Genomic DNA, 22,545 nt, shown 5'->3' with positions numbered 1-22,545 from the left:
AGCTCTCTTTCTATCATGCTAAATTCATCAATCTTTATTTTTCGGATTCATAATATCGTTCAAACCGTCTCCAAGAAAATTAAATGCCAATACGACCAGCATTAATGCAATTCCTGGGACAATTACGACCCATGGGGCCGTTGCTATATATTCCCGGCCATCGGAAATCATCGCTCCCCATGACGGAGCCGGGGCTGGAACGCCTAAACCAAGAAAACTCATACTGGCCTCCGTCAGAATCATTCCTCCGAAAGCTTGTGTTGCAGTAATGATCACTGGGGAAACTACATTCGGAAGTACTTCCTTAAAAATGATTTTATAATTTGGAATACCAAGTACGATTGCTGCCTTAATATATTCTGAATTACGAATCGTCATCACTGTACTTCTGACCACTCTAGCTACCATGATCCATCCCGTAATTGAAAGAACCACCACTAGATTCGTGACACTGGCACCCATAACTGCAACCACACAGATTGCAAGCAGCAGTGTCGGTAGCGCCATCATAATGTCGCATACTCTCATAAGCATTAAATCCATAACACCGCCATAATACCCTGCAAGAAGCCCTATGACTAAACCAATCAAGGTAGTTATGATCACAACACTAAATGCAATCAGAAGAGAGGTCCTTCCACCTATAAGAAGCCTTGTCAGAACATCCCTCCCCATCGAATCGCATCCGAATACATGCCCGCCCAGCCCTTTCGAAAACCATTCAGGTTCCAGCAGGCGATTCGATAATTCTGACTTCGTTGGATTAAACTGTGCAAATAATGGTGACAGAAAACACAGGAGCGCAATAGCTAAAATCCCTGCAAGTCCTATAATAAACAGTTTGCTCTTTCGCATCCTGCGAATAAAATCTTTTCTACTCATCTCCTGCCCTCCTAGTTAAATGAAACTCGTTTATCTATAAATGTATACAGTATGTCTACAAGCAGATTGCAAAGTACCATAATAATAGCCACCACGACCAAAATCGATTGTACTAACTGAAAGTCTCTCGATGAGATAGCCGTAACAGTCAACTGGCCAAGTCCCGGCCAGTTGAAAATCTGTTCAATAACCATAGAGCCTGCCAGAAGAAGTCCCAGCTGTGCTCCTGAAATCGTAACAATTGGAAGAATTGCATTTTTAAATGCATACTTTACATACACGACAAACTTGCTAATTCCTCTTGCACGCGTCGCCGTTATATATTCTTCTTGTAGTACATCGATCATACTGGAACGCAACATCCTCGTTACGAGTGAGCAGAAAGAGAATCCCACGCATAGAGACGGCATCACCATATGTTTCCAAGTCCCTACTCCTTGAGTCGGCAGCCATTTCAAGCCGACGCTGAAGATCAAAATCATTAACAGACACAACCAGACCGGTGACATCGCTTGCCCGCAAAGAGCGAATGCAGTTGCCGCAGTGTCAACTGCTGTCCCTCTTTTTATCCCTGCTATCATCCCTAACGGAATTGAAATGATAAGAGCAATGAGAACCCCAATAATTGTAATTTTTGCAGTATTTATCAGACGCGCAAGAATCAGAGCACCGCAATCCATATTAAAGTGGAAGGAGAATCCCAAATCACCTTTTAACAAATTCCCCAAGTACATAAAGTACTGTATGATATATGGTTCATTAAGCCCCATTCTTTCCCGCATATTCAATATCTGTTCTTCCGTCGCTGTCGCCGGGAGCATCTGCACAGCCGGATCACCAGGTGAAAGCCGGACAAGAACAAATGCTATGATTGTAACACCAAACAGGACAATTAAAGTCAGCGCAACACGGCGCAGAATTTTTTTTAACATTTTGTACCTCCTACCACTTGTCGACGTTAGTTCTTCTGAACAAAACGGTACTCACCTGATCCATCTGCAAAGATATGATAGTTTTCTACATTATCAGCGTTTGCGCACACATATACTGGTGAATAAAGGTAGCTGAATGGTGCCATTTCATCCATCTCGAGCTGGAATACCTGTTCAAGTAGTTTTGTTCTTTCTTCTTTATCACTACATACCCTGATTTGATCACAAAGAGCTGTTAGATCCGCATTCATATAATTAGAACCAAATACATCAAACCCGATAATTACTGCTACTTCTGTCTGGGTATCCCCTGCTGTAGATGCAAATGCGCCAAGAATCAAGTCAAATTTTCCTGTTGACCGACGATCTGTAAAAGTCGCCTGCTCCAATGGTTCAAGCTTAATATTTAGTCCGATTTCTTCCGCCATGGACTGTATTGCCTGCGCCACTTCATCGGCACGGATAAAACTTGAGCTTGTGTAAATCAAATCAATTTCTGATCCATCATAACCAGATGCATCAACTAACTTCTTCGCCTCTTCCAGATCATATTTATATCCTTCTCCATTATCTACATACCCAAGATTGCTTGACGGGCAGGGCCATGTCGCTACCTCACCGCCGCCTAAAATGCTATTCACTATTTCCTCTCTATTAATTGCCTCCGACAAAGCAATACGCAGATCTTTATTATTAAATAGTGCATCTTTAGCACAGTTATACTCTACATGAATATGTGTATCAGAAGGTACTTCAATCATCTTGTAACCACTTGATTCCAAATCCTCCTTATAATCCATACTTAATTGGAGAACAATATCCATATCTCCTGCTTTCAAAGCGGATGCACGGGTTGTATCTTCGCCAATGAACTGGTAGTTAATCACCTCTACATTTGTCTTCTCCTGGTCCATTTCCTTCCAGCCCCACCAGTCATCATTCCTTCTTAATACTGTATTTCCAGAAAGCTGATCAAAACTGTCCACCGTAAATGCGCCAGTACCGGTCGGAGTAATGAAGTACCCCTCTGGGTCCGTCTCAAGTGCTGCAGCACACAGAATCGGAACTCGGTACAATTCATCATAAAAAGTCGGCATTACCGCTGACAGATGCATTACCGCAGTCTGATCGTCCGGTGTTTCTACTGATTCAAGATTCCCCCATGCTCCGGTATCCGTCAAGGTTTCATCTGTCATAATACGATTGAAGGTGGCAGCTACATCGGCAGACGTAAACTCGCTGCCATCCGTAAATTTAACTCCATCCCGCAGGGTGAAAGTATAAGTCAAGTAATCTTCCGATACCTCCCATTCCGTTGCCAGTCCAGGAGTATACGTTCCCTGATGATCGGAATTAACCAATGGATCAAAAATCAAGTAATCCAGATCATCACAGCCATACCCTACATTTACAAACCGATCTAACGATGTGGGCTGGTCTGCATTACTGCCAATTGTAAGGGTAACCTCTTTTGGTTCCTCAGCTGAACCACCTGATGCACTGTCATCGCCGCCGCAGCCCATAAGTGTTGCTGCCATTGCAATTGAAACCATGAATGCCAAACTTCTTTTCTTCATTCTACTTCCTCCTTCATTAAAGGTGCTTTGTTCTTATGTAATGACATTGTATCATAACTATTTAATCATATCAATGACAATTGTATATTTTGTGTATTCTGTAATATTTTCTTTCTTTTTTTTGTGCACTTTTACTCCTTTATATGGTAGTTGTTGACATTTCCCAGCAAAACGAGTAAAATAAATGTGTGGTGTTACAATGTAATGACATAGTAACCTATGTCATGGAAACCCGAGGTGATGTTCATGTTACAAAATAAACAATTAAATAAGGACACTCCGATTCCTCTTTATTTTCAACTCAAAAAGTTGATTTTAGATGAACTGGACAGCGGAGAATTACCAGTTGGCAGCATCCTGCCTACCGAAAATGAGTTAATGGAAATGTTTAGTATCAGCCGCACTACAGTCAGACAGGCAATTACTGAATTAGTCCAGGAAGGAAAGCTTTACCGTATTAAAAGTAAAGGAACCTTTGTCTCAAAACCCAAAATCGACCAAAATTACATCCGAAGACTCCAGTCTTTTAATGTTCCGAGCAATGAAGAGATAAAAGACAGTGGCAGGATTCCAAGTACCGAAGTTCTCGGACTTGAAGCAATCACAACGCCAGCAAAAGTTGCAAAGGTGTATGGAAACGCATCCTGTGAGCAGGTTATCCGCCTATATCGCAGACGTGCTGCTGACGGTGAGCCCATCGCACGTGTAGAAACATATCTTCCATATGATAGATGTCAATTTGTACTCGAACACGATTTCATGAAAGAGGGGTTACATGAAGTTTTGTCCTTGCACCCTGACACCAAAATTTATCGAATATCCCGTACTTGTGAAGCTGTACCTGCCGGTATTGAGGACGTCGAGATGCTTGGGGTAAAGCGTGGCAGCCCGATTCACCTCTTTACTAATATCGGATATAATAAAGATGACGAGATTATCGAGTACTCCTGCTCCCATTGTCGCGGGGATCAGAGCAAACTGCATTTTGAAATTACCCTTGAATAAAAGAAAAGCCCTGGTGTTCACACGCACTTCGGGCTTTTCCACTGCCTATATGCAGCGTATGCCTCTTTCTCACCTCTGGATTTTTTAATTTTCATTATCCCTTGACTTTCTTCAAGAAACACCTCTGCAAATATGTTCAGTAGCTATTTTGCACAAAAAAGCCCCTCTCCAATTAGCACATTTGATGAATTTAAAATATGCCCTAGACAAACAGATCTTTTGCTGTTAACATAATACCCGTAGAACAAGTTTGTTATTACGTTAGGGTAAGCAAGACTGGTTATAATACGTTTAGAGGTGTATTATAAGCAGTTTTTTTTATGCCATAGGAGTGGTCAATTGAAGATAATCAGAGTGCTTAATACAAATGCAGTTGTAACGGTAGATTCAAAAGGCAGAGAGATCATTGCAACCGGAGTCGGAATCGGTTTTAAGAAAAAGAAGGGTGAAAATCTGGACGAATCCCTGTTAGATAAGACTTATTACCTTCAAAATGCAGAGGAAAGTCATCGCCTGCAGGAGGTCGTAAAGGAAATCTCAGAGCAGTATCTTGAGATTGCCGGAAGGGTGGTCGAAGCCGCAAGGATGGAGGGGCTGCAGATCAGAGATACTCTTTACATCACGCTCACAGACCATATCAATTCGGCATTGGATCGTGACCGTGCAGGAATTCATCTCAAGAATATGATGAAGCTGGAGGTAAAGAAGTTCTACCCGAAGGAGTATCAGGTGGGACGGGACGCGATTCAATGGATTTACGAGAAATCCGGTGTTGATCTTGGTAACGATGAAGCGGCCTTCATTGCCATGCACATCGTATCAGCAGAATTCGAGGTAAGTCAGGGATGTGATGTAGAGAAGATCACAGAAGTAATTACCGCCATTTTACGAATTATCAAGATTCACTTTAAGATTGAGTTTCAGGAAGACTCCGTATCATATCAGCGCTTTCTAACCCACTTGAAATTCTTTGCAGTAAGAGTGCTGGACCAGAAGCCCTATCAGGACAGTATGCGGGAGATTTATAAGGTCATGGTGGAACAGAACCCCGGTGCATACTCTGGTGTCGTAAAAGTAGGACAGTATATTGAAAAGCAACTAGAACACAGATTAAGTATTGATGAACAGCTCTATCTGCTGATTCATATCAAGAGAATCCTGGACGAACAGGAACTAACAGAATAGACTGACAGGTTTGTAATTATTCAGTTAAGCAAGACCTGATCCCAAAATATCCATAAAATTGTAGACATACAGCCGTGAAAGATTTATACACTTTATGCTTAGTGAGCAAGCTCCCACGCAGAAACTGTACAAACCTTTCCGCATGGCTGAATAGTTACGTGGATATTCTGAGGTCAGGTCTTTTTATATAGATGCATTTTATATAGATACGGCCGTAAAATAAAATTTAAAATTATGAGGTGAAAAGATATGGATTATGAAAGTACAGCAAAAAAAATCCTGCAGCGTGTGGGAGGAAAAGAAAATGTAATCAGTCTGGTACATTGTATGACAAGACTTCGTTTTGTCCTGAAAGATGAATCCATCGTGGATGATGAAGCAGTAAAGAAAACAAAGGGCGTCATGGGAATCATGAAAAAGGCCGGACAATATCAGATTATTATCGGCAATGATGTTGGAAATGTATTCGCGGAACTAATGAAGCTCGGAAATTTTTCTAATGAAGCGCCGAAAAAGACAGAGACGAAACAGGAAAAGAAGAACATGTTTTCCATGCTTATGGATACCATTTCAGGCATTATGGCGCCGGTTATTCCGGCGATCATCGGTGCGGCAATGATCAAGGTACTGCTGACACTTCTTCCTATGATCGGAATACTGAGTACCGAAGGGTACACCTACAATCTATTAAGCGTCATGGGGGACGGAGCCTTCTTCTTTATGCCGGTATTGATTGCCATCTCTGCTTCCAAGAAATTCGGCACCAATATGTATTATGCAGCAAGCATCGCTCTGATCATGCTGCATCCGAATTTTATCAGCTTGATGAACGGCGCACAAGAAGCAGGGGAAACGGTCAAATTTTTGAAGTTCATCCCGGTTACATATGCCTCTTACTCCTACTCCGTAATTCCGATTATCCTGGCAGTTTGGTCTCTGAAATACGTTGAGAAGCTGGTGGATAAGATTACCCCAGTGGTGACGAAGAACTTCCTGAAACCAATGCTGGTTGTATTGATTGAAGCTCCAATTGCTCTGATCGTATTAGGACCTTTAGGAGCCATCTGCGGAAATGTATTATCCGATGTTGTATATGCCATTCATGATAAGCTCGGCTTTATCGCAATCGGGCTGGTCGCAGGTGTTTATCCGTTCGTGGTAATGGCTGGTATGCATCACGCCTTTACACCGATCAAACTTGGGATGATCGCAACAACAGGATTCGAAAATTTCATCTGTATCGGCGAGCTTTGCTCGAATATGGCACAGGGAGCGGCTGCTCTTGCAGTTTCTATTAAAAGTAAAAATAAGGATTTTAAACAGATTGCCGGTTCTTCTGCATTTTCCGCATTATTTGCTGGAATCACAGAGCCCGCTCTGTATGGTGTTACCGTCCGGTTAAAACGTCCCATGCTTGGAGCATGTATTGGTGGTGCAGTCGGCGGACTGTTCGGAGGATTTTTCCAACTGAAATGTTTTGGTATCGCCACTCCGGCAATCGTTACGATTGTACAGTATGTAGAAGAAGGAAGACCTTCCAGTCTTTTGATTGCGGCACTGACGATTCTTCTGACCGTCGCTGTGACATTTATCGTAACCATGTTCCTTGGATTCGAAGATGTGGTAGATGAAGACGAGGAGGATCTGGATATGATGATAACAGAAGCAATGGCAGAACCGCTGCCGGAAGAGATGCAGATCACTATTGCAAGCCCTCTCGAAGGGAAACGGATTCCTCTTTATGAGGTAAACGATGCTACCTTTGCACAGGAGATTCTTGGAAAAGGATGTGCGATCGTGCCGGAAACTGGTGTGATCTATGCACCTTTTGACGGGAAAGTGGACATGATGTTTGAGACTGGCCACGCGGCAGGTCTGGTCAGTGAAGATGGCGTGGAGCTTCTGATTCATATGGGAATCGATACCGTGAATCTGGAAGGAAAGTATTTCCACCCTAAGAAAAAATCAGGCGATACCGTGAAAAAGGGCGAGGTTCTCATCGAATTTGAGAGACAGGCGATTCTGGACGCTGGTTACGATATTACAACGCCAGTGATCGTGACCAATTCGGATCAATTTGCGAAGATTGATACTATAGAGACAGAACATGTGTCAGCTATGGACGAGCTGATCTATATTAGATAAAAATGGAGGCAGAATGATGGAAGAGATGAAAAAGACTGGATTTCCAGAGAATTTTTTATGGGGAAGTGCATCAGCGGCATATCAGATCGAGGGGGGATATCTCGATGGCGGTAAGGGCATGACAAATTGGGATACCTTTGTACGGATTCCGGGTAAGACTTATAAGGAAACAACAGGTGATGTAGCAGTCGATCACTATCACCGTTATAAGGAGGACATTGCCCTGATGGCGGAAATGGGACTGAAAACGTATCGATTTTCCATTGCATGGGCAAGAATCTACCCACAGGGTACAGGAGACATAAATGAGGAAGGAATTACATTCTATCAGAATATCATTGATGAATGCCTGAAATATGGAATCGAGCCGATGGTCACCATCTACCACTGGGATCTGCCGCAGGCATTGGTGGACGCTTACGGCGGATGGGAAAGTCCGCAGATCATCAGCGATTATGTGAACTATGCGAAAACCCTGTTCCGGTACTATGGGAATAAGGTAAAATACTGGATCACGATGAATGAGCAGAACATCTTCACTTCCCTTGGATGGCTGACAGCACAGCATCCACCGGGAAAATTTGATGATCAGAAGATGTTCTATCAGGTGAACCATCATGCATTCATGGCACATGCAAAAGCAGTGCTCGCATATAGAGAAATGGGCGGTACAGGCCTCATTGGTGCAAGCTTTGCTTATACCCCTTCTTATGCACTGGACTGCCGCCCTGAAAATGCGATGGCAAAGTATAATTATGATGATTTGAAAAATTTCTGGTGGATGGATGTCTATGCTTACGGAAGATATCCAAAAGCGGCGATGGCTTACCTGAAAGAAAAGGGTATCGCCCCTGTGATGCAGGACGGCGACCAGGAACTCTTAAAACAGGCGGCAGCGGCAATCTCCTTTATGGGCGTAAACTATTATCAGAGCTGTGTCTGTGAGTATAATCCGATGGATGGAGTCACGCCCTATGGAACAATGAATACTACCGGTGTAAAGGGTTCCGCGCAGGAAATCGGGATTCCTGGAATCTATAATAATCCGGCCAATCCCTATTTAAAGACCACAGACTGGGACTGGAGCATTGATCCAGACGGGCTTCGCTATTGCTGTAGAGAGATTACCAGCAGATATGCCCTTCCTATTATTATATCCGAAAACGGGCTTGGTGCATTTGATCAGAAGACAGAGGAAAATGAGATTCACGACGACTACCGGATCCATTATCTGAAAGAACATATCCGTGCTTTAGAAGAGGCCGTTACAGAAGGCTGTGAGGTTCTGGCATATTGTACCTGGTCCTTTACTGACCTTTTAAGCTGGCTCAACGGCTATCAGAAACGCTACGGATTTGTCTATGTGGACAGGGAAGAGGCGGACGGAGGTTCCATGAACCGCTATAAAAAGGACAGCTTCTACTGGTATCAAAAGGTCATTCAAAATAACGGACTGTAAACAGAATTGTTGTATAAGCCATGAAATTGCGAAAGTAATTTCATGGCTTTTGTCATGTAACTGTTCACAGGCAGATAGACGACGGCAGATAGTTCGGTCATGTTTTTTTATGTATCTTTCGCATACTGGGGGGCTTTCGCGAATTTTTTATTTGTGCTATACTGTTCCAGTATATATGTTTCACACAAAAAGGAGATTATTATGAGTGCGCAGAATCTTACATTGCTGACAGACCTGTATGAGCTGACGATGATGCAGGGCTATTTTGAAACTCAGGAAAATGAAACTGTTGTATTCGACGTGTTCTTCCGCGAGAATCCCAATAAAAGCGGGTACTCAATCATGGCGGGCGTGGAGCAGGTAATCGAATATATTAAAAATTTGAACTTTTCTTACGAAGACGTAGACTACTTGAGAGGCCTCGGCATTTTCAGCGAAGACTTCCTGCATTACCTAAGTGGTTTTCATTTCAGCGGAAGTATCTATGCAATTCCAGAAGGAACTGTCATCTTCCCGAAGGAACCGCTTGTAAAGGTAATTGCTCCGATCATGGAAGCACAGCTTGTCGAAACTGCGATTTTAAATATCATCAACCACCAGAGCCTGATCGCGACCAAGACCTCCCGTGTCGTATTTGCCGCACAGGGAGACGGAATCATGGAATTCGGGCTTCGCCGTGCCCAGGGACCAGATGCAGGCCTCTATGGCGCCAGAGCCGCAATCATCGGCGGCTGCGTCGGCACCTCCAATGTGCTGGCCGGGAAGCTGTTCGATGTTCCTGTCATGGGAACACATGCCCATAGCTGGATTATGAGTTTTAAGGATGAATACACTGCCTTTAAAGAATATGCCAAGCTGTACCCAGACGCATGCACGCTTTTGGTGGACACCTATGACACCCTGAAATCAGGTGTGCCGAATGCGATCCGGGTATTTAAGGAGATGCGGGATGCCGGAATCAAACCTAAGTCCTACGGAATCCGTCTGGACAGCGGTGACCTTGCGTACCTTTCCAAGCAGGCCCGTAAGATGTTAGATGCAGCAGGCTTCACAGATGCTGTCATAGCCGCATCCAACGACCTGGACGAGATGTTGATCCACGACCTTAAGATCCAGGGTGCTGCCATCACCTCATGGGGGGTAGGCACGAACCTGATTACTTCCAAGGACTGCCCTTCTTTCGGCGGTGTGTACAAGCTTGCAGCTATCCAGAATAAGGAAGGCGAATTTGTACCTAAGATCAAGATTTCAGAGAATACAGAGAAAATCACGAATCCGGGCAACAAGACAATCTACCGCGTATATGATAAAGAGACTGGTAAGATCCGCGCAGACCTGATCTGTTTTGCGGACGAACAATATGATACCAATGAGGAGCTTTTACTCTTCGATCCCAATGCCACCTGGAAAAAGACCAGACTGGAAGGCGGCACTTATACCATGCGTGAGATTTTAAAACCGATCTTCATCAACGGTGAATGCAAATATCAGTCCCCGTCTGTCATGGAGATTGCAGAATACTGCAAGCGTGAAAAAGACACTCTCTGGGATGAGACTAAGCGTCTCTTCTATCCACACCGCGTTTATGTGGATCTGTCCCAGAAGCTTTATGATACAAAAGCAAAATTATTGGATGAAATGAGTAGATAAAAGGAGATTTTTTGTTATGAGAATTATTGTTTTAGCCGGAGGGCTCAGTACAGAACGTGATGTTTCACTTTCTTCGAGTGCCGGAATCTGTAAGACCTTGCTGGAAAAAGGACATGATGCTTTCCTGTTGGATGTATTCCTGGGCTTTCCATATGACCCGGAGAAGCTGGAGGAAGTATTTACCTTGCCGGGCCATGGACTTGAGATTGCAAAGAATATCAGTACATCAGAACCGGATATCGAGGCTGTCAAGGCTTCACGTCCAGACCAGTCAGACTGCTTCCTGGGACCGAATGTCATCGAGCTGTGCCGCATGGCAGATATTACTTTCCTTGGACTCCACGGAGGTGAGGGCGAGAATGGTAAGCTGCAGGCTACTTTTGACCTGTTAGGCATCAAATATACAGGCCCTGATTCCTTGGGCTGTGCGGTCGCCATGGACAAAGGCTTCACCAAGCAGGTATTCTTGCAGAAAGGGATTGATACCCCCGCAGGTGTCTGCCTCCACCAAAAGCAGAAGGAGCACTCCCTGGATGCGCTCGGACTGACTCTTCCTCTTGTCGTAAAGCCCTGTTCCGGTGGTTCCAGTATCGGCGTTTATATTGTAAATACAGAGGAAGAATATGAAGCTGCATTGGAGAAATCCTTTAAATATGAGGATGAGGTTGTGATCGAGGATTATATCAAGGGCCGTGAGTTCGCCTGCGGTGTCATCGACGGCAAGGCTCTTCCGCCGATCGAGATCATACCGAAGACCGGATTTTTTGACTATGCTAATAAATATCAGGATGGCGCGACTGACGAGGTCTGCCCTGCCAATATCAGCAAAGAGATCTCCGACCGTATGATGGAATTGACTGTCAAAGCCTTCCATGCACTAAAGCTCAACGTTTACAGCCGTGCCGATTTCCTTCTGGATGATGATGGGAATCTGTATTGCCTGGAGATGAATACTCTTCCTGGAATGACTGCTGCCAGCCTTCTTCCAAAGGAAGCCAAAGCTGTCGGCATCGAATATGGAGATTTATGTGAACTGATTATCCAGAAATCACTGGAAGCAAGATATCAAAAATAGGAGTACACCATGAGAAATATGACATTGAAGGAAATCGCCGTTGCCTGCGGAGGCATTTATTACGGCGATGAAGAAAGTTATTATAAAGAGGTCAGCAGTGTGACCATTGACAGCCGCAAGATCGAAAAGGACTGCCTTTTTGTCGCAATCAGAGGAGCACGGGTCGACGGACATATGTTCATCCCGCAGTCCATCCACGACGGTGCACTCTGTGCGGTTTCAGAAAAACGCATCGAGAATGCTTCTTATCCATATATTATGGTCAACTCCTGCGTTCAGGCTTTAAAGGATATCGCCGAACATTACCGCCGTTCCCTTCATATTAAGGTCGTCGGAATCTCCGGCAGCGTCGGGAAGACAAGTACCAAAGAAATGATTGCCTCTGTTCTCGGTCAAAAGTATAAGGTCCTGAAAACAGAAGGGAATTTTAATAATGAGATTGGTCTGCCTCTAACGATCTTCAATATTCGTGAGGAGCATGAGGTCGCCGTGCTGGAGATGGGAATCAGCGATTTCGGTGAGATGGAACGCCTGGCCAAGATCGCGAGACCCGACATCTGTGTCATCACAAATATCGGCTGTGCCCACCTGGAACAGTTGAAGTCCCGCGAAGGGATTTTAAAAGCAAAGACGGAAATGTTCCTTTATATGAATCCAGAAGGAAGCATCGTCCTGAATGGGGATGATGATATGCTTTCAACTGTGACACCTGCCAACCGGATCGATCCGATTTTCTTCGGACTTGACCCTGGATGTCGGTATTATGCAGAAAATATTGAGAACCTGGGCTTAAAGGGGACAGCCGCCCTCTTCTGCACACCGGATTCCGAGTTTTACGCACATATTTCGATCCCGGGAGCACATATGGTCTATAATGCACTCGCCGCTCTTGTTGTCGGACGTATATTGGAGATGACAGATGCAGAGATCAAACAGGGAATAGAAGCCTTAGTCCCTCTGGCCGGCCGGAACAACCTGATTGAGACCAGTCATCTGACGCTCATCGACGACTGTTATAATGCAAACCCTGCATCCATGAAGGCTTCGCTGGATGTACTCTCCCAGGCAGAAGGACGTACCGCGGCCATCCTGGGAGATATGTTCGAATTAGGAGCAAAGGAACGCGAAATGCATTACGAAGTCGGTCAATATGCCGCAAAGGCTGGGATCAGCCTTCTTATCTGCATTGGAGACCTGGCCGAAGAGATTGCCCGCGGGGCTGCCTCCGAAGAGACGGCAATGGAGATCTACCACTATGAGACAAAAGCAGATTTCCTGAAAAATGTAGATTCTCTGATCCAAGAAAAAGATACCATTTTAATTAAGGCTTCTCACGGGATGGAATTCCCGGAACTCGTAGAAGCATTGAAGACGAGGTAATTATGGAATACGAAATGCTGGTTCTGGATTTGGATGGTACACTGACCAACTCCGAGAAAAAAATTACGCCTCCTACCAAGGAAGCTCTGATTAAAATCCAAAAGGAAGGGAAGAAGGTCGTGTTGGCAAGCGGGCGTCCCATCAATGGCGTCCTCCCGCTTGCAGAAGAATTAAGACTTGGGGAATATGGAAGCTATATCCTATCCTTCAACGGTGCACGAATCACACAATGCTCAGACGGACAGATCATCTACAACAAGACGCTGCCAAATGAGGTCTTAAGACCCGTTTACGACATCGTCTGCTCCTTTCCTGAGCTTGATGTTCTGACTTACGAGGGACCTGATATCCTTTCTGGCATCGCTTGCAATGAGTATACCAAAAAGGAGTCGTACATAAATAAAATGCCGGTCGTGCAGATAGATGATTTTATCGGACATCTGACCTTTCCCGTCAACAAGCTTCTGGTCACCGGTGATCCTGCTGTCATTGAGAAGGCAATGGAGGTTCTGAAAAAGCACTTCCATAAGCTGCTGAATATCTACCGGTCAGAGCCTTATTTTCTGGAGATCATGCCCCAGAATATTGATAAAGCATACTCCCTTCAGAAGCTGCTCAACAGCATCGGACTGACCGCAGACCAGATGATCTGCTGCGGGGACGGGTATAATGATCTATCCATGATTGAATATGCCGGTCTTGGTGTCGCCATGGAAAATGCACAGCCGATTGTAAAAGACAGTGCCGATTTCATTACCCGCTCTAATGATGAAGACGGAATTTTATATGTAATCGAAAAATTTATGATGGAATAATGGGGAGTGTTAAAATGGACCTTCAAAATTTCTACAAAGCGATTGGTGTTAACTATAATACGGTATTGAGAAGACTGCGCAGAGAAGACCTGATTGAGAAATATCTAAAACTCTTCCTCAAGGATCAGACCTTCATTCTTCTGGCAGAAGCCAAAGAGAACGGAGACTATCAGCAGCTTTTTGGCGCTGCCCATACCATCAAAGGTCTGGCTCTGAATCTGGAATTGAGCCCCCTTGCAGATGCAGCATCCAGTTTGACCGAATATCTGCGCAATGATACCCCCAAAGACAATACGATTGTAGATGAGAAATACGAAAAACTCATGACCGAATATAACACCATCCGTAATCTGCTACAATAAAGGAGCAAATAAATGGAAAGCATGGTACAAAAGAAGACCATTCTGATCGTAGATGATGCAGAACTCAACCGCTGTGTTCTGGCGGACATATTACAGGAGGATTATCACATCGTCGAGGCCAGTAACGGCAAAGAAGCAATTGAAATTTTAAAAAAGAATGATGCTTCTATCTCCCTGATTTTATTAGACCTGCTCATGCCCGAGATGACCGGGTTCGATGTGCTGGCCATCATGCAGAAGAACCATTGGCACGAGACCATTCCCGTTGTCATTATATCTTCTGAGAATTCGGCTGAGTATATTGAAAAAAGCTATGAATTCGGCGTTGTTGATTATATCAGCCGCCCTTTTGACCCGATCATCGTCACACAGCGTGTAAAAAACACTATTATCCTGTACTCCAAACAGAAGGAATTAGAATCTCTCGTCAAAGAGCAGGTGATTGAAAAGGAAAGCAATAATGCACTTATGATCAATATCTTGAGTACCATTGTTGAATTCCGAAACGGAGAATCCGGGCTGCATGTCATTCGAATCCGCATCATCACCGAGATTTTGATGGAAGCGCTCCGAAAACGCTATCAGGAATATGACATGGCAGAATCACACATTGCCCTGATTTCTAACGCTGCCGCTCTGCATGATATCGGAAAGATCGAGATTCCTGAAGAGATACTCAACAAGCCAGGTAAACTGACCAAAGAGGAATTCGAGATTATGAAGACCCACTCAGCACTTGGAGCTGGAATGCTGGATAATCTGAGATTTGGAAATGACGAGGAGCTGGTCAAATATGCGAGACAGATCTGCCGCTGGCATCATGAGCGTTGGGACGGCAATGGATATCCAGATCACCTCAAAGAGGATGAGATTCCGATTGCCGCACAGATTGTTTCTCTTGCCGACGTGTATGATGCACTCGTAAGCGAACGCGTATACAAACCTGCCTACTCTCACGAAAAGGCAATCGAGATGATTTTAAATGGTGAGTGCGGAATGTTCAATCCAAAATTGATAGAATGCCTGAAAGAAGTATCTGACCATCTGGATGAAGCCGTAAGGCTCAGAAGCAAAGATCCGGGACATCTTTTCAATGTCAACCAGCTTTCCCAGGAGCTGGTACAGAAAAAGGGTGTTAAATTATCCGATAAGACACTCTTTCTTTTAGAACAGGAGCGGACAAAATATCAATTCCTTACTTCCATCTCTGATGAGGTCTTGTTCGAATATGATTTTAATACAGATGCAGTCACCTTTTCTGACCGCTGTCAGGCAGAATTCAGTATTCCTACCATTATTACAGATTTTTTAAAATATGAAAATTTACAAGGCAAACTTGATCAGCAGGCATTTGAAAAACTGAAAGAACATGTTTTTAATTCCTCTCCAGAATCTCCTACCTTTCAGATGAAACTGCTTTTGACTAAGGCGGACGGTGCTAAGGAATGGTATGAGATAATCGGTAGGACCCTTTGGGCTGTTGACAGCCAGAATAGCCAGCTATATAGCTGTGTGGGGAGGATTTCCAATATCCACAGACAGACAATGGAAGGAAAACGTCTGGAAACACTTGCACAGAAGGATTCTCTGACTAACCTTTATAATCAGTTCTCTGCGAAAAAGCTGATTACCCAGACTCTGGAAGGCTCTCAGGATTCCCCAGGGGTAATGATCCTCTTCGATCTGGACAATTTCAGGGCTTTGAATGAACAGAATGGTCACCTCTTTGGCGACCAGATCCTCAAGCATGTTGCAAGGCTCACAGAAAATAATATCCGCAGGATGGATATCGCTGCCCGGGTAGGAGGCAATACATTCCTGATCTATCTTCGTGAGATAGCCTCAGAAGAAATCACGATGATGTACTGCCGTATGCTTTCCGTGGCCTTAAAGCAATGCTATCAGGGCCTAGAATATACCATCAGCATCGGTGCCTCTGTTTTTCCACAGAACGGACCGACCTATGAGGAATTATTCACACATGCGAGTGAAGCTTTACACACCTCCAAGCACAATGGCAAGAACTGCTTTACCCTCTATCATCCTGACGGCTCCATGCGTTACGCTTTTCAGGGAGCTGCGCCAGAATAATTGCAGCAAATACGAGCAGACAGCCAAATAATTCTTTTGATGACAGTGTCTCGTGTATGATTACCCAGCCAGCTAAGGCTGCAAATACGGATTCCAGGCTCAAGATCAAAGAAGCCACAGTGGGATCCGTATTTTTTTGTGCAATAATCTGCAGCGTATAGGCCACACCACAGGATAACACACCTGCATAGATAAGAGGCGCATAAGCAGAAAGCACCGCTTCCAGCTTTGGCCTCTCCGAGAGGACCATCGGGACTGCACAGACCACACCAGCAATCCAGAATTGAATACAGGACAGCTTGATTCCGTCCACCTTCGGAGAAAAATAATCAATCAGCAGAATATGCAGCGAAAAGATAAACGCGCAGATGACGACCAGAAAATCTCCGTAAGAGATATAAAAGCCCTCCTTGATGCACAGAAAATACATCCCAATGACCGCAAGACCGACTCCTGCCCATATCTTGATACCGACCTTTTTGCCAAGAAAGAGTCCAAGGAGCGGCACGATCAGAATATATAGGGCGGTAATAAAGCCAGCTTTTCCGGCACTGGTATAGACCAGACCGATCTGCTGCAGGGAGCTTGCTGCCGCAAGGGCAAGACCACAGCAGATTCCGCCGATCAACAGGGTCTTCTTATCTGCCCTGCTTCCATCTGTGCTCTCTTCTGACTGTTCGGTTGACTTCCTTCTTCCCATGAACCAGATGACCGGAAGAAGTACCAGACCTCCAAGCAAACACCGCAGGGAATTAAAAGTAAAGGGGCCGATATAGTCCATCCCGACACTCTGTGCTACAAAAGCACTTCCCCAGATTAGCGCCGTCAGAACAAGCATACCATCATTTTTCACTTTTGCACTCATTTCTCAATCCATCCTTCATTCTTATGTGATTTTTCTCATGTATTGTCAAGTATATCATTTTCTTTCAACTTTTTCCAGGGCGGAAATAAACGACTATTTTCGATTCCTTTCTCCGCCTGCATTGACGTTATGCCCGCGAGTATTGTATAATAAATACGAGTATAAACTAAATACAGCAAAGCTGTCTGATGCCCATTATGCAGACAGGAATACCTGCTGTTGACACTGATACATCATCTATTAGAATGCAATCAGTCCTGTCAGTCTGATATTATGATGTATTAGTTTTAAATTCAGTACTTTACAAATAGAAAGCAGGTGAGATTATGCCATATAAACGTGGTGATACATGTTACATCTTAGAAGATAACCCGCGTCCCACACAGGTAAAGGTTGTCAGCAAGCAGGGGACCACTTATATCGTGCAGCTAATTGGTTCATGTGGTGCTATGAAGCTCCAGGAAGACCGATTATATGCCACCCCCGAAGAAGCAGAAGCCAGCAGAAAGGCCCCGAAAGCGTCCGTAAGTGTTCAGCTATCCGAGTCAACTGGAAAACCAAATGTAATAGAAATACAAAATATGTTCAAAAAATAACACGAATCACTTTCAGGAGGGCGGGGTATGGAAACTGACAGGAAACGGAGAGTCCACTTATGGTACGCAGCAGTATTTTTAATCGTTAATATCATCGGCATATTCATTATTTACAAGAAGGAAAACTCATATATCAGCAAAAGCCTGAATTCCCACACCGAGCTTTCCATGGAGAAAGCAGAGGATGTCATGGATAACTATACCCACTCTTTTGAACTATTTTCCTATATGCTGACCCGGGAGATCAAGAATCATCCCGACCCGGATTATATCTGGGATTATCTAAAGACGGTGGATTCTAAAATGCTGGAAATCGAAGGTGACACTTACGATGGTCTTTATATGTATTATAAGGGCCGCTACCTCTATAGCTGGGATACACCTTACTCCCAATATGAAAGCACCGGATATGTTGCAACAGAACGTCCTTGGTATAAAGCAGCAGAAGCAGGGAATGGAGAGATCGTATTCACACCTCCATATATGAGTTATGCGAACCATTATATCCTGTCTACCATATCACAGCTCCAGCCGGATAATGAGACTGTATTTGCCTATGATATCAAGATGGGGGATATTCAGAATCTGGTCACTACGTTGAAGACCTATGACCAGGAACAGATGATGATCTTTGATAACAATGGGACAATTGTCGGCAGTACGAATGAAAATTATCTGGGCGGTGTCCTTTATAATACGCTGGATGAGACCGCCGCTGCCTTGAAGGATGCACAGGATGCCTACGAAAATGCAGGTGATATTACTGATACTGAGAAGGATAAATTAAAAGAGCAGATGGATTCCCTGGATGCCTTTTATTCCTTCCAGCAGGAATTTGGTCAGGAATTTACCGCACTTTCAGGAAGTCCCGAAAAGGTCATGAAAATGAAGCTTGGCTCCAAAAGCTATTATGGATATCTTTTAAATGGAGAGGATTATCATTTTCTCGTTCTTGTTCCTGTTCTTTCCATGCTAAAGGATACTGTTCAGGTCTGGCTCATACCACTTTTGATTATGGAGCTGCTTTTAATCTATCTTTTTGGCCGTGTTATTAAGAGTCAGAAAAATAAGGAACTGCATCAGGCCTATGTGGAGCTTGGGCAGACACAGAAGCGTTTAGAGATTGCTCTTTCCGCTGCACAAAAGGCGGCTGCGATTGATGATCTGACCGGACTGATGAATTTTGCCTCCTTCCAAAGAGGAGTCTCAAGCATCCTCAATTCCATGGGATCTGACGAAAGCGGAATCCTGATCATGATTGACGGCGACCACTTTAAGGCCGTGAATGATAATTATGGACACTCCATCGGGGATGAAGTAATCAAGCTCTCCGCACAGATGATTGTCGGACGTATCCGTACCATTGACCTCGCGTCCCGCCTGCATGGTGATGAATTTGCCATCTTCGTTTCGAAGACCAATGACTACACCGTTGCCGACAGGATTATGCAGGATATCAACCACACAATGGCAGAAGAAGCTGCCAAGCGCAATCTTCCAGCCATCACCCTCTCTTCTGGCGCTGTCATCGCGCGGCGCGGAGACAATTATGCTGCACTTGCCAAAGAGGCAGATGAAGCCTTGTATGAAGCCAAGCAATCGCATGACGGTGGATTTGCAAGCTCCAGACCGGCATGAATCGGGCAGAGAAGAGACCTACATTCTAATTTTAATCAGGAATGGAATTAGAAAACAACAAACCGTACCTATGGATCATTTAACGATCCATCTGGTACGGTTTTCATGTTTATAGAAACGATTCATAGAAACGTAAACGAATAGAAATAAGACCTCTTATGGCACTACCGTGATATTCTCACAGTCACTATATCCTTCTACCCGGCTCTCCGTCACGATTTCTGCATCCTGGAAGTCGGAGAATGTGACGGCACTGACCTTACCGAACTTAGATGCATCGCCCAGGACATAACGTCTCTGGCACTGCTCCATTGCTGTCTTTTTAATCAGTGCTTCATTGGCATCCGGGGTCGTAAAGCCTGCCTTCCGACTGATTCCGTTGGTACCGAAGAACCCCTTTGTAAAATGATAGTTCTTCAAAGTGAGCATTGCCTGATTCCCGACAACCGCCTCTGTGGAAGCCTTTAGTTCGCCGCCTACCAGGAAAACCCGTAATCCCGCAGCTGCTAATGCCTGGGCATGAGCTACCGCATTGGTTACAAATGTAGCTTCAGACTTTTCTAAATAATCCAGCATACGCCCGGTCGTGGTCCCTGCATCCAGATACACAAAATCCTCCGCTGTCACCAGAGAGGCCGCATATTGAGCGATTCGCTGCTTTTCATCCTTATGTACCTCTACCTTTTGCGCCACAGTAGGTTCTTCTGCCATCAGGGTATGGTCCGCTGCGATTGCTCCGCCGAATACCTTGACCAGCTTTCCGGCCTGGTGCAATGCTGTAATGTCCCGGCGGACGGTCGATTCGGAAGTGTGGATTATCTCTTTTACCTCTGACACGGTAATACTCTTTTTTTCCTCCAAAAGCTTTAAAATCAGTTCATATCTCTGTTCTGTCAACATGCTTCTTCTCTCCTTCCAAATCGGCCTTCATGATGCACGAAAAAGACCCTTTCGGATCTTTTTCGTCTGTCTATGCTCTTTTTTTCTTGAATGCTCCAAGCAATACCGCCGAGATTACAGTTCCAACGACCAATGCCAGCAGGTACATAAGTGCATTTCCCACAACAGGGAATACAAAAATCCCGCCATGAGGTGCCATCAATGTACAGTTGAACAGCATGGACAATGCCCCTGCCGCACCAGAGCCGATAATACAAGCCGGAAGGACATGGAGCGGATCGGAAGCTGCAAAAGGAATCGCACCCTCAGTAATAAATGCAAGCCCCATAATGAAGTTCGTCGGTCCCGTCTGACGCTCTTCCTTTGTAAAACGGTTCTTGAACAGCAGTGTCGCAAGAGCGATCGCACACGGCGGAGTCATACCTCCGACCATTACTGCTGCCATTATATCATAGTTTCCTGCTGCAATGGAAGCAGTTCCGAATACATATGCCGCTTTATTGAAAGGACCACCCATATCAATTGCCATCATACCACCGAGAACCAGGCCAAGTACGACCTTACTGGTACCGCCCATGTGATTCAATGCTCCGTTGAGTCCGGTATTGATTCCTCCCATGATTGGTTCTACAGCAAAATTCATGGCAAGCCCCATGATCAGAATACCGACCACCGGATAAATCAGTACCGGAGCAATCTTCTCCAACGCATCAGGCAGCTTATCGCAGAGCTTACGCAGTCCTACAATCAGATATCCTGCCATAAAGCCTGCTGCCAAGGCTCCTAAAAATCCAGATTTTCCGCCAGAAGCAATCATTCCTCCCACGAATCCCACAGCCAATGCCGGTCTGTCTCCGATTGCCATAGCAATGAAACCAGCCAGAACCGGGAGCATAAATCCAAATGCAGTATCTCCAATTCCTTTAAACAGCGCCGCTGCCTCGGTAATCGAACCGAAGTTGGCCCTCTGATCTGCAGGAAGTGCATTTATATCAACACTCAAACCATCAATCAAAAAGGCGATCGCGATCAGAATTCCTCCCCCTACTACGAAGGGCAGCATATGAGAGACCCCGTTCATAAGCTGTGTATAGATACGGTGTCCTGCACCCCCGCTCTTTGCACTCTCTGTCTTTACCGCAGCCCCGGACGCGGAATGATAGACCGGCACCTCCCCGGCAATCGCTCTTTCGACGAGCTGATCGGCTTTGCTGATTCCATCGGATACCTGGCAGACAATGACCTTTTTCCCGTCAAATCGGTCCATAGGAACCTGTGCGTCTGCCGCCACGATAATACAGTCTGCGTCCGCAATCTCTTGTGCACTCAGTACATTCTTCGCTCCACCGGAACCTCTGGTCTCAATCTTTACGAAACAATTCCTAGCTTTTGCAGCCTTTTCAATTCCTTCCGCAGCCATATAGGTATGTGCAATTCCAGTCGGATATGAGGTCACCGCCAGAAGCTTTATCTGGGACTCCTCTGCAGATCCTGTATCTGCAAGCCGCTCATCAATATCACTTTTTTCCTCATCTGCCTTATCGATGATTTCTAAAAATTCTTCTACTGTGCGGGCATTCCTCAAGGAAGAAGAAAACTCCTCATCCATCATCAGGACCGAGAGTTTGCTCAATACATCCAGGTGGACATTATCCTTTGTGTTCGGTGCCGCGATCAGAAAGAGCAGTGTCACCGGAGCGCCATCGAGGGAATCAAAGTCGACTCCATCCTTTACGACCATGGCAGCCAGTCCAGGCTTGGACACAGCATCACATTTTCCATGAGGAATCGCAATCCCTTCCCCGATACCAGTAGTGCTTTCCTCCTCTCTGGCGTAGACTTGCTCGCGATATGCTTCTATATCATTGATTTTCCCACTCTCTGCCATCAACTCTACCATCTGATCCAGGGCTTCCTTCTTACTCTTTGGTGCGCCGTCCAGACAAATACTTCTCTTATCCAGTAAATCTGTGATTCTCATATTCAAT

18 protein-coding genes are annotated in these 22,545 nt (G+C 44.9%); 12 read left to right on the top strand and 6 right to left on the bottom strand.

Going from position 1 to position 22,545, the window contains the following annotated elements; all coding sequences use genetic code 11:
- Positions 1-27: 27 nt before the first annotated feature.
- Genes HGO97_RS17515 through HGO97_RS17505 form a run of 3 tightly spaced genes read right to left on the bottom strand, consistent with a single transcriptional unit; the run spans position 28 to position 3,391 of the window.
- A complete protein-coding gene (locus HGO97_RS17515) occupies positions 28-882 on the bottom strand; it encodes an ABC transporter permease (protein WP_216244224.1) in 855 nt (284 codons plus the stop codon).
- A gap of 11 nt (positions 883-893) precedes the next feature.
- Positions 894-1,814: an ABC transporter permease gene (locus HGO97_RS17510; protein ID WP_216244223.1), complete on the bottom strand. Its 921-nt coding sequence runs from the start codon at positions 1,812-1,814 to the stop codon at positions 894-896.
- 26 nt (positions 1,815-1,840) lie between these two features.
- The gene (locus tag HGO97_RS17505; RefSeq protein ID WP_216244222.1) at positions 1,841-3,391 is read right to left on the bottom strand and encodes an ABC transporter substrate-binding protein; all 1,551 of its coding nucleotides are present in this window, start codon (positions 3,389-3,391) and stop codon (positions 1,841-1,843) included.
- Positions 3,392-3,637: 246 nt separating this feature from the next.
- On the opposite strand from HGO97_RS17505, the gene HGO97_RS17500 reads away from it, so the two are divergent.
- From HGO97_RS17500 to HGO97_RS17455, 10 genes are all read left to right on the top strand, one after another.
- Positions 3,638-4,396: a GntR family transcriptional regulator gene (locus tag HGO97_RS17500; RefSeq protein WP_216244221.1), complete on the top strand. Its 759-nt coding sequence runs from the start codon at positions 3,638-3,640 to the stop codon at positions 4,394-4,396.
- Positions 4,397-4,735: 339 nt separating this feature from the next.
- Complete coding sequence (locus HGO97_RS17495; protein ID WP_216244220.1) at positions 4,736-5,581, top strand: PRD domain-containing protein; 846 nt, start codon at positions 4,736-4,738, stop codon at positions 5,579-5,581.
- A 249-nt stretch (positions 5,582-5,830) separates the two neighbouring features.
- Entirely contained in the window at positions 5,831-7,726 is a 1,896-nt protein-coding gene (locus HGO97_RS17490; RefSeq protein ID WP_216244219.1) for a beta-glucoside-specific PTS transporter subunit IIABC, read from the top strand.
- Positions 7,727-7,742: 16 nt separating this feature from the next.
- Positions 7,743-9,185, top strand: coding sequence for a glycoside hydrolase family 1 protein (locus HGO97_RS17485; protein ID WP_216244271.1), 1,443 nt, complete (start codon positions 7,743-7,745; stop codon positions 9,183-9,185).
- 201 nt (positions 9,186-9,386) lie between these two features.
- Positions 9,387-10,835: a nicotinate phosphoribosyltransferase gene (locus HGO97_RS17480; RefSeq protein WP_216244218.1), complete on the top strand. Its 1,449-nt coding sequence runs from the start codon at positions 9,387-9,389 to the stop codon at positions 10,833-10,835.
- Positions 10,836-10,851: 16 nt separating this feature from the next.
- Entirely contained in the window at positions 10,852-11,910 is a 1,059-nt protein-coding gene (locus tag HGO97_RS17475; RefSeq protein WP_216244217.1) for a D-alanine--D-alanine ligase family protein, read from the top strand.
- Positions 11,911-11,919: 9 nt separating this feature from the next.
- A complete protein-coding gene (locus HGO97_RS17470) occupies positions 11,920-13,290 on the top strand; it encodes a UDP-N-acetylmuramoyl-tripeptide--D-alanyl-D-alanine ligase (protein ID WP_216244216.1) in 1,371 nt (456 codons plus the stop codon).
- Between the two features lie 2 nt (positions 13,291-13,292).
- Entirely contained in the window at positions 13,293-14,105 is an 813-nt protein-coding gene (locus HGO97_RS17465) for a Cof-type HAD-IIB family hydrolase (protein WP_216244215.1), read from the top strand.
- Between the two features lie 14 nt (positions 14,106-14,119).
- Positions 14,120-14,467, top strand: coding sequence for an Hpt domain-containing protein (locus tag HGO97_RS17460; RefSeq protein WP_216244214.1), 348 nt, complete (start codon positions 14,120-14,122; stop codon positions 14,465-14,467).
- Positions 14,468-14,479: 12 nt separating this feature from the next.
- On the top strand, positions 14,480-16,558 hold the full coding sequence (locus tag HGO97_RS17455; protein WP_216244213.1) for a GGDEF/HDGYP domain-containing response regulator: 2,079 nt from the start codon (positions 14,480-14,482) through the stop codon (positions 16,556-16,558).
- Here HGO97_RS17455 and HGO97_RS17450 read toward each other — a convergent pair.
- Positions 16,497-17,423 carry a DMT family transporter gene (locus tag HGO97_RS17450; protein ID WP_216244212.1) on the bottom strand — a complete coding sequence of 309 codons (927 nt, stop codon included), beginning with the start codon at positions 17,421-17,423 and terminating at the stop codon, positions 16,497-16,499. The two genes, HGO97_RS17455 and HGO97_RS17450, sit on opposite strands and share 62 nt — an antisense overlap.
- A 326-nt stretch (positions 17,424-17,749) precedes the next feature.
- Here HGO97_RS17450 and HGO97_RS17445 point away from each other — a divergent pair, with 326 nt between their 5' ends.
- On the top strand, positions 17,750-18,019 hold the full coding sequence (locus HGO97_RS17445) for a hypothetical protein (protein WP_216244211.1): 270 nt from the start codon (positions 17,750-17,752) through the stop codon (positions 18,017-18,019).
- Between the two features lie 27 nt (positions 18,020-18,046).
- Positions 18,047-19,657, top strand: a complete 1,611-nt coding sequence (locus HGO97_RS17440; RefSeq protein WP_216244210.1) for a sensor domain-containing diguanylate cyclase — start codon at positions 18,047-18,049, stop codon at positions 19,655-19,657.
- Between the two features lie 156 nt (positions 19,658-19,813).
- On the opposite strand, the gene HGO97_RS17435 is transcribed toward HGO97_RS17440, so the two are convergent.
- Positions 19,814-20,557 (bottom strand): DeoR/GlpR family DNA-binding transcription regulator, encoded by a 744-nt coding sequence (locus tag HGO97_RS17435; protein WP_216244209.1) that lies wholly within the window; start codon positions 20,555-20,557, stop codon positions 19,814-19,816.
- A gap of 70 nt (positions 20,558-20,627) precedes the next feature.
- Complete coding sequence (locus HGO97_RS17430; RefSeq protein WP_216244208.1) at positions 20,628-22,538, bottom strand: PTS fructose transporter subunit IIABC; 1,911 nt, start codon at positions 22,536-22,538, stop codon at positions 20,628-20,630.
- Positions 22,539-22,545: the final 7 nt, after the last annotated feature.

The sequence above is a fragment of the Faecalicatena faecalis genome (assembly GCF_012524165.2).
GTDB classification, from domain to species: Bacteria; Bacillota; Clostridia; order Lachnospirales; family Lachnospiraceae; genus Faecalicatena_A; species Faecalicatena_A faecalis.
The sequence above is the reverse complement of the archived record's forward strand: the minus strand, read 5'-3'. Positions and strand labels throughout refer to the sequence as shown.

Bases quoted from the DNA above. Each gene is read 5' to 3' on its own strand.
- HGO97_RS17515 (WP_216244224.1), bottom strand. From the start codon at position 882: ATGAGTAGAAAAGATTTTATTCGCAGGATGCGAAAGAGCAAACTGTTT.
- HGO97_RS17510 (WP_216244223.1), bottom strand. From the start codon at position 1,814: ATGTTAAAAAAAATTCTGCGCCGTGTTGCGCTGACTTTAATTGTCCTG.
- HGO97_RS17505 (WP_216244222.1), bottom strand. From the start codon at position 3,391: ATGAAGAAAAGAAGTTTGGCATTCATGGTTTCAATTGCAATGGCAGCA.
- HGO97_RS17500 (WP_216244221.1), top strand. From the start codon at position 3,638: ATGTTACAAAATAAACAATTAAATAAGGACACTCCGATTCCTCTTTAT.
- HGO97_RS17490 (WP_216244219.1), top strand. From the start codon at position 5,831: ATGGATTATGAAAGTACAGCAAAAAAAATCCTGCAGCGTGTGGGAGGA.
- HGO97_RS17485 (WP_216244271.1), top strand. From the start codon at position 7,743: ATGGAAGAGATGAAAAAGACTGGATTTCCAGAGAATTTTTTATGGGGA.
- HGO97_RS17480 (WP_216244218.1), top strand. From the start codon at position 9,387: ATGAGTGCGCAGAATCTTACATTGCTGACAGACCTGTATGAGCTGACG.
- HGO97_RS17475 (WP_216244217.1), top strand. From the start codon at position 10,852: ATGAGAATTATTGTTTTAGCCGGAGGGCTCAGTACAGAACGTGATGTT.
- HGO97_RS17470 (WP_216244216.1), top strand. From the start codon at position 11,920: ATGAGAAATATGACATTGAAGGAAATCGCCGTTGCCTGCGGAGGCATT.
- HGO97_RS17465 (WP_216244215.1), top strand. From the start codon at position 13,293: ATGGAATACGAAATGCTGGTTCTGGATTTGGATGGTACACTGACCAAC.
- HGO97_RS17460 (WP_216244214.1), top strand. From the start codon at position 14,120: ATGGACCTTCAAAATTTCTACAAAGCGATTGGTGTTAACTATAATACG.
- HGO97_RS17455 (WP_216244213.1), top strand. From the start codon at position 14,480: ATGGAAAGCATGGTACAAAAGAAGACCATTCTGATCGTAGATGATGCA.
- HGO97_RS17450 (WP_216244212.1), bottom strand. From the start codon at position 17,423: ATGAGTGCAAAAGTGAAAAATGATGGTATGCTTGTTCTGACGGCGCTA.
- HGO97_RS17445 (WP_216244211.1), top strand. From the start codon at position 17,750: ATGCCATATAAACGTGGTGATACATGTTACATCTTAGAAGATAACCCG.
- HGO97_RS17440 (WP_216244210.1), top strand. From the start codon at position 18,047: ATGGAAACTGACAGGAAACGGAGAGTCCACTTATGGTACGCAGCAGTA.
- HGO97_RS17435 (WP_216244209.1), bottom strand. From the start codon at position 20,557: ATGTTGACAGAACAGAGATATGAACTGATTTTAAAGCTTTTGGAGGAA.
- HGO97_RS17430 (WP_216244208.1), bottom strand. From the start codon at position 22,538: ATGAGAATCACAGATTTACTGGATAAGAGAAGTATTTGTCTGGACGGC.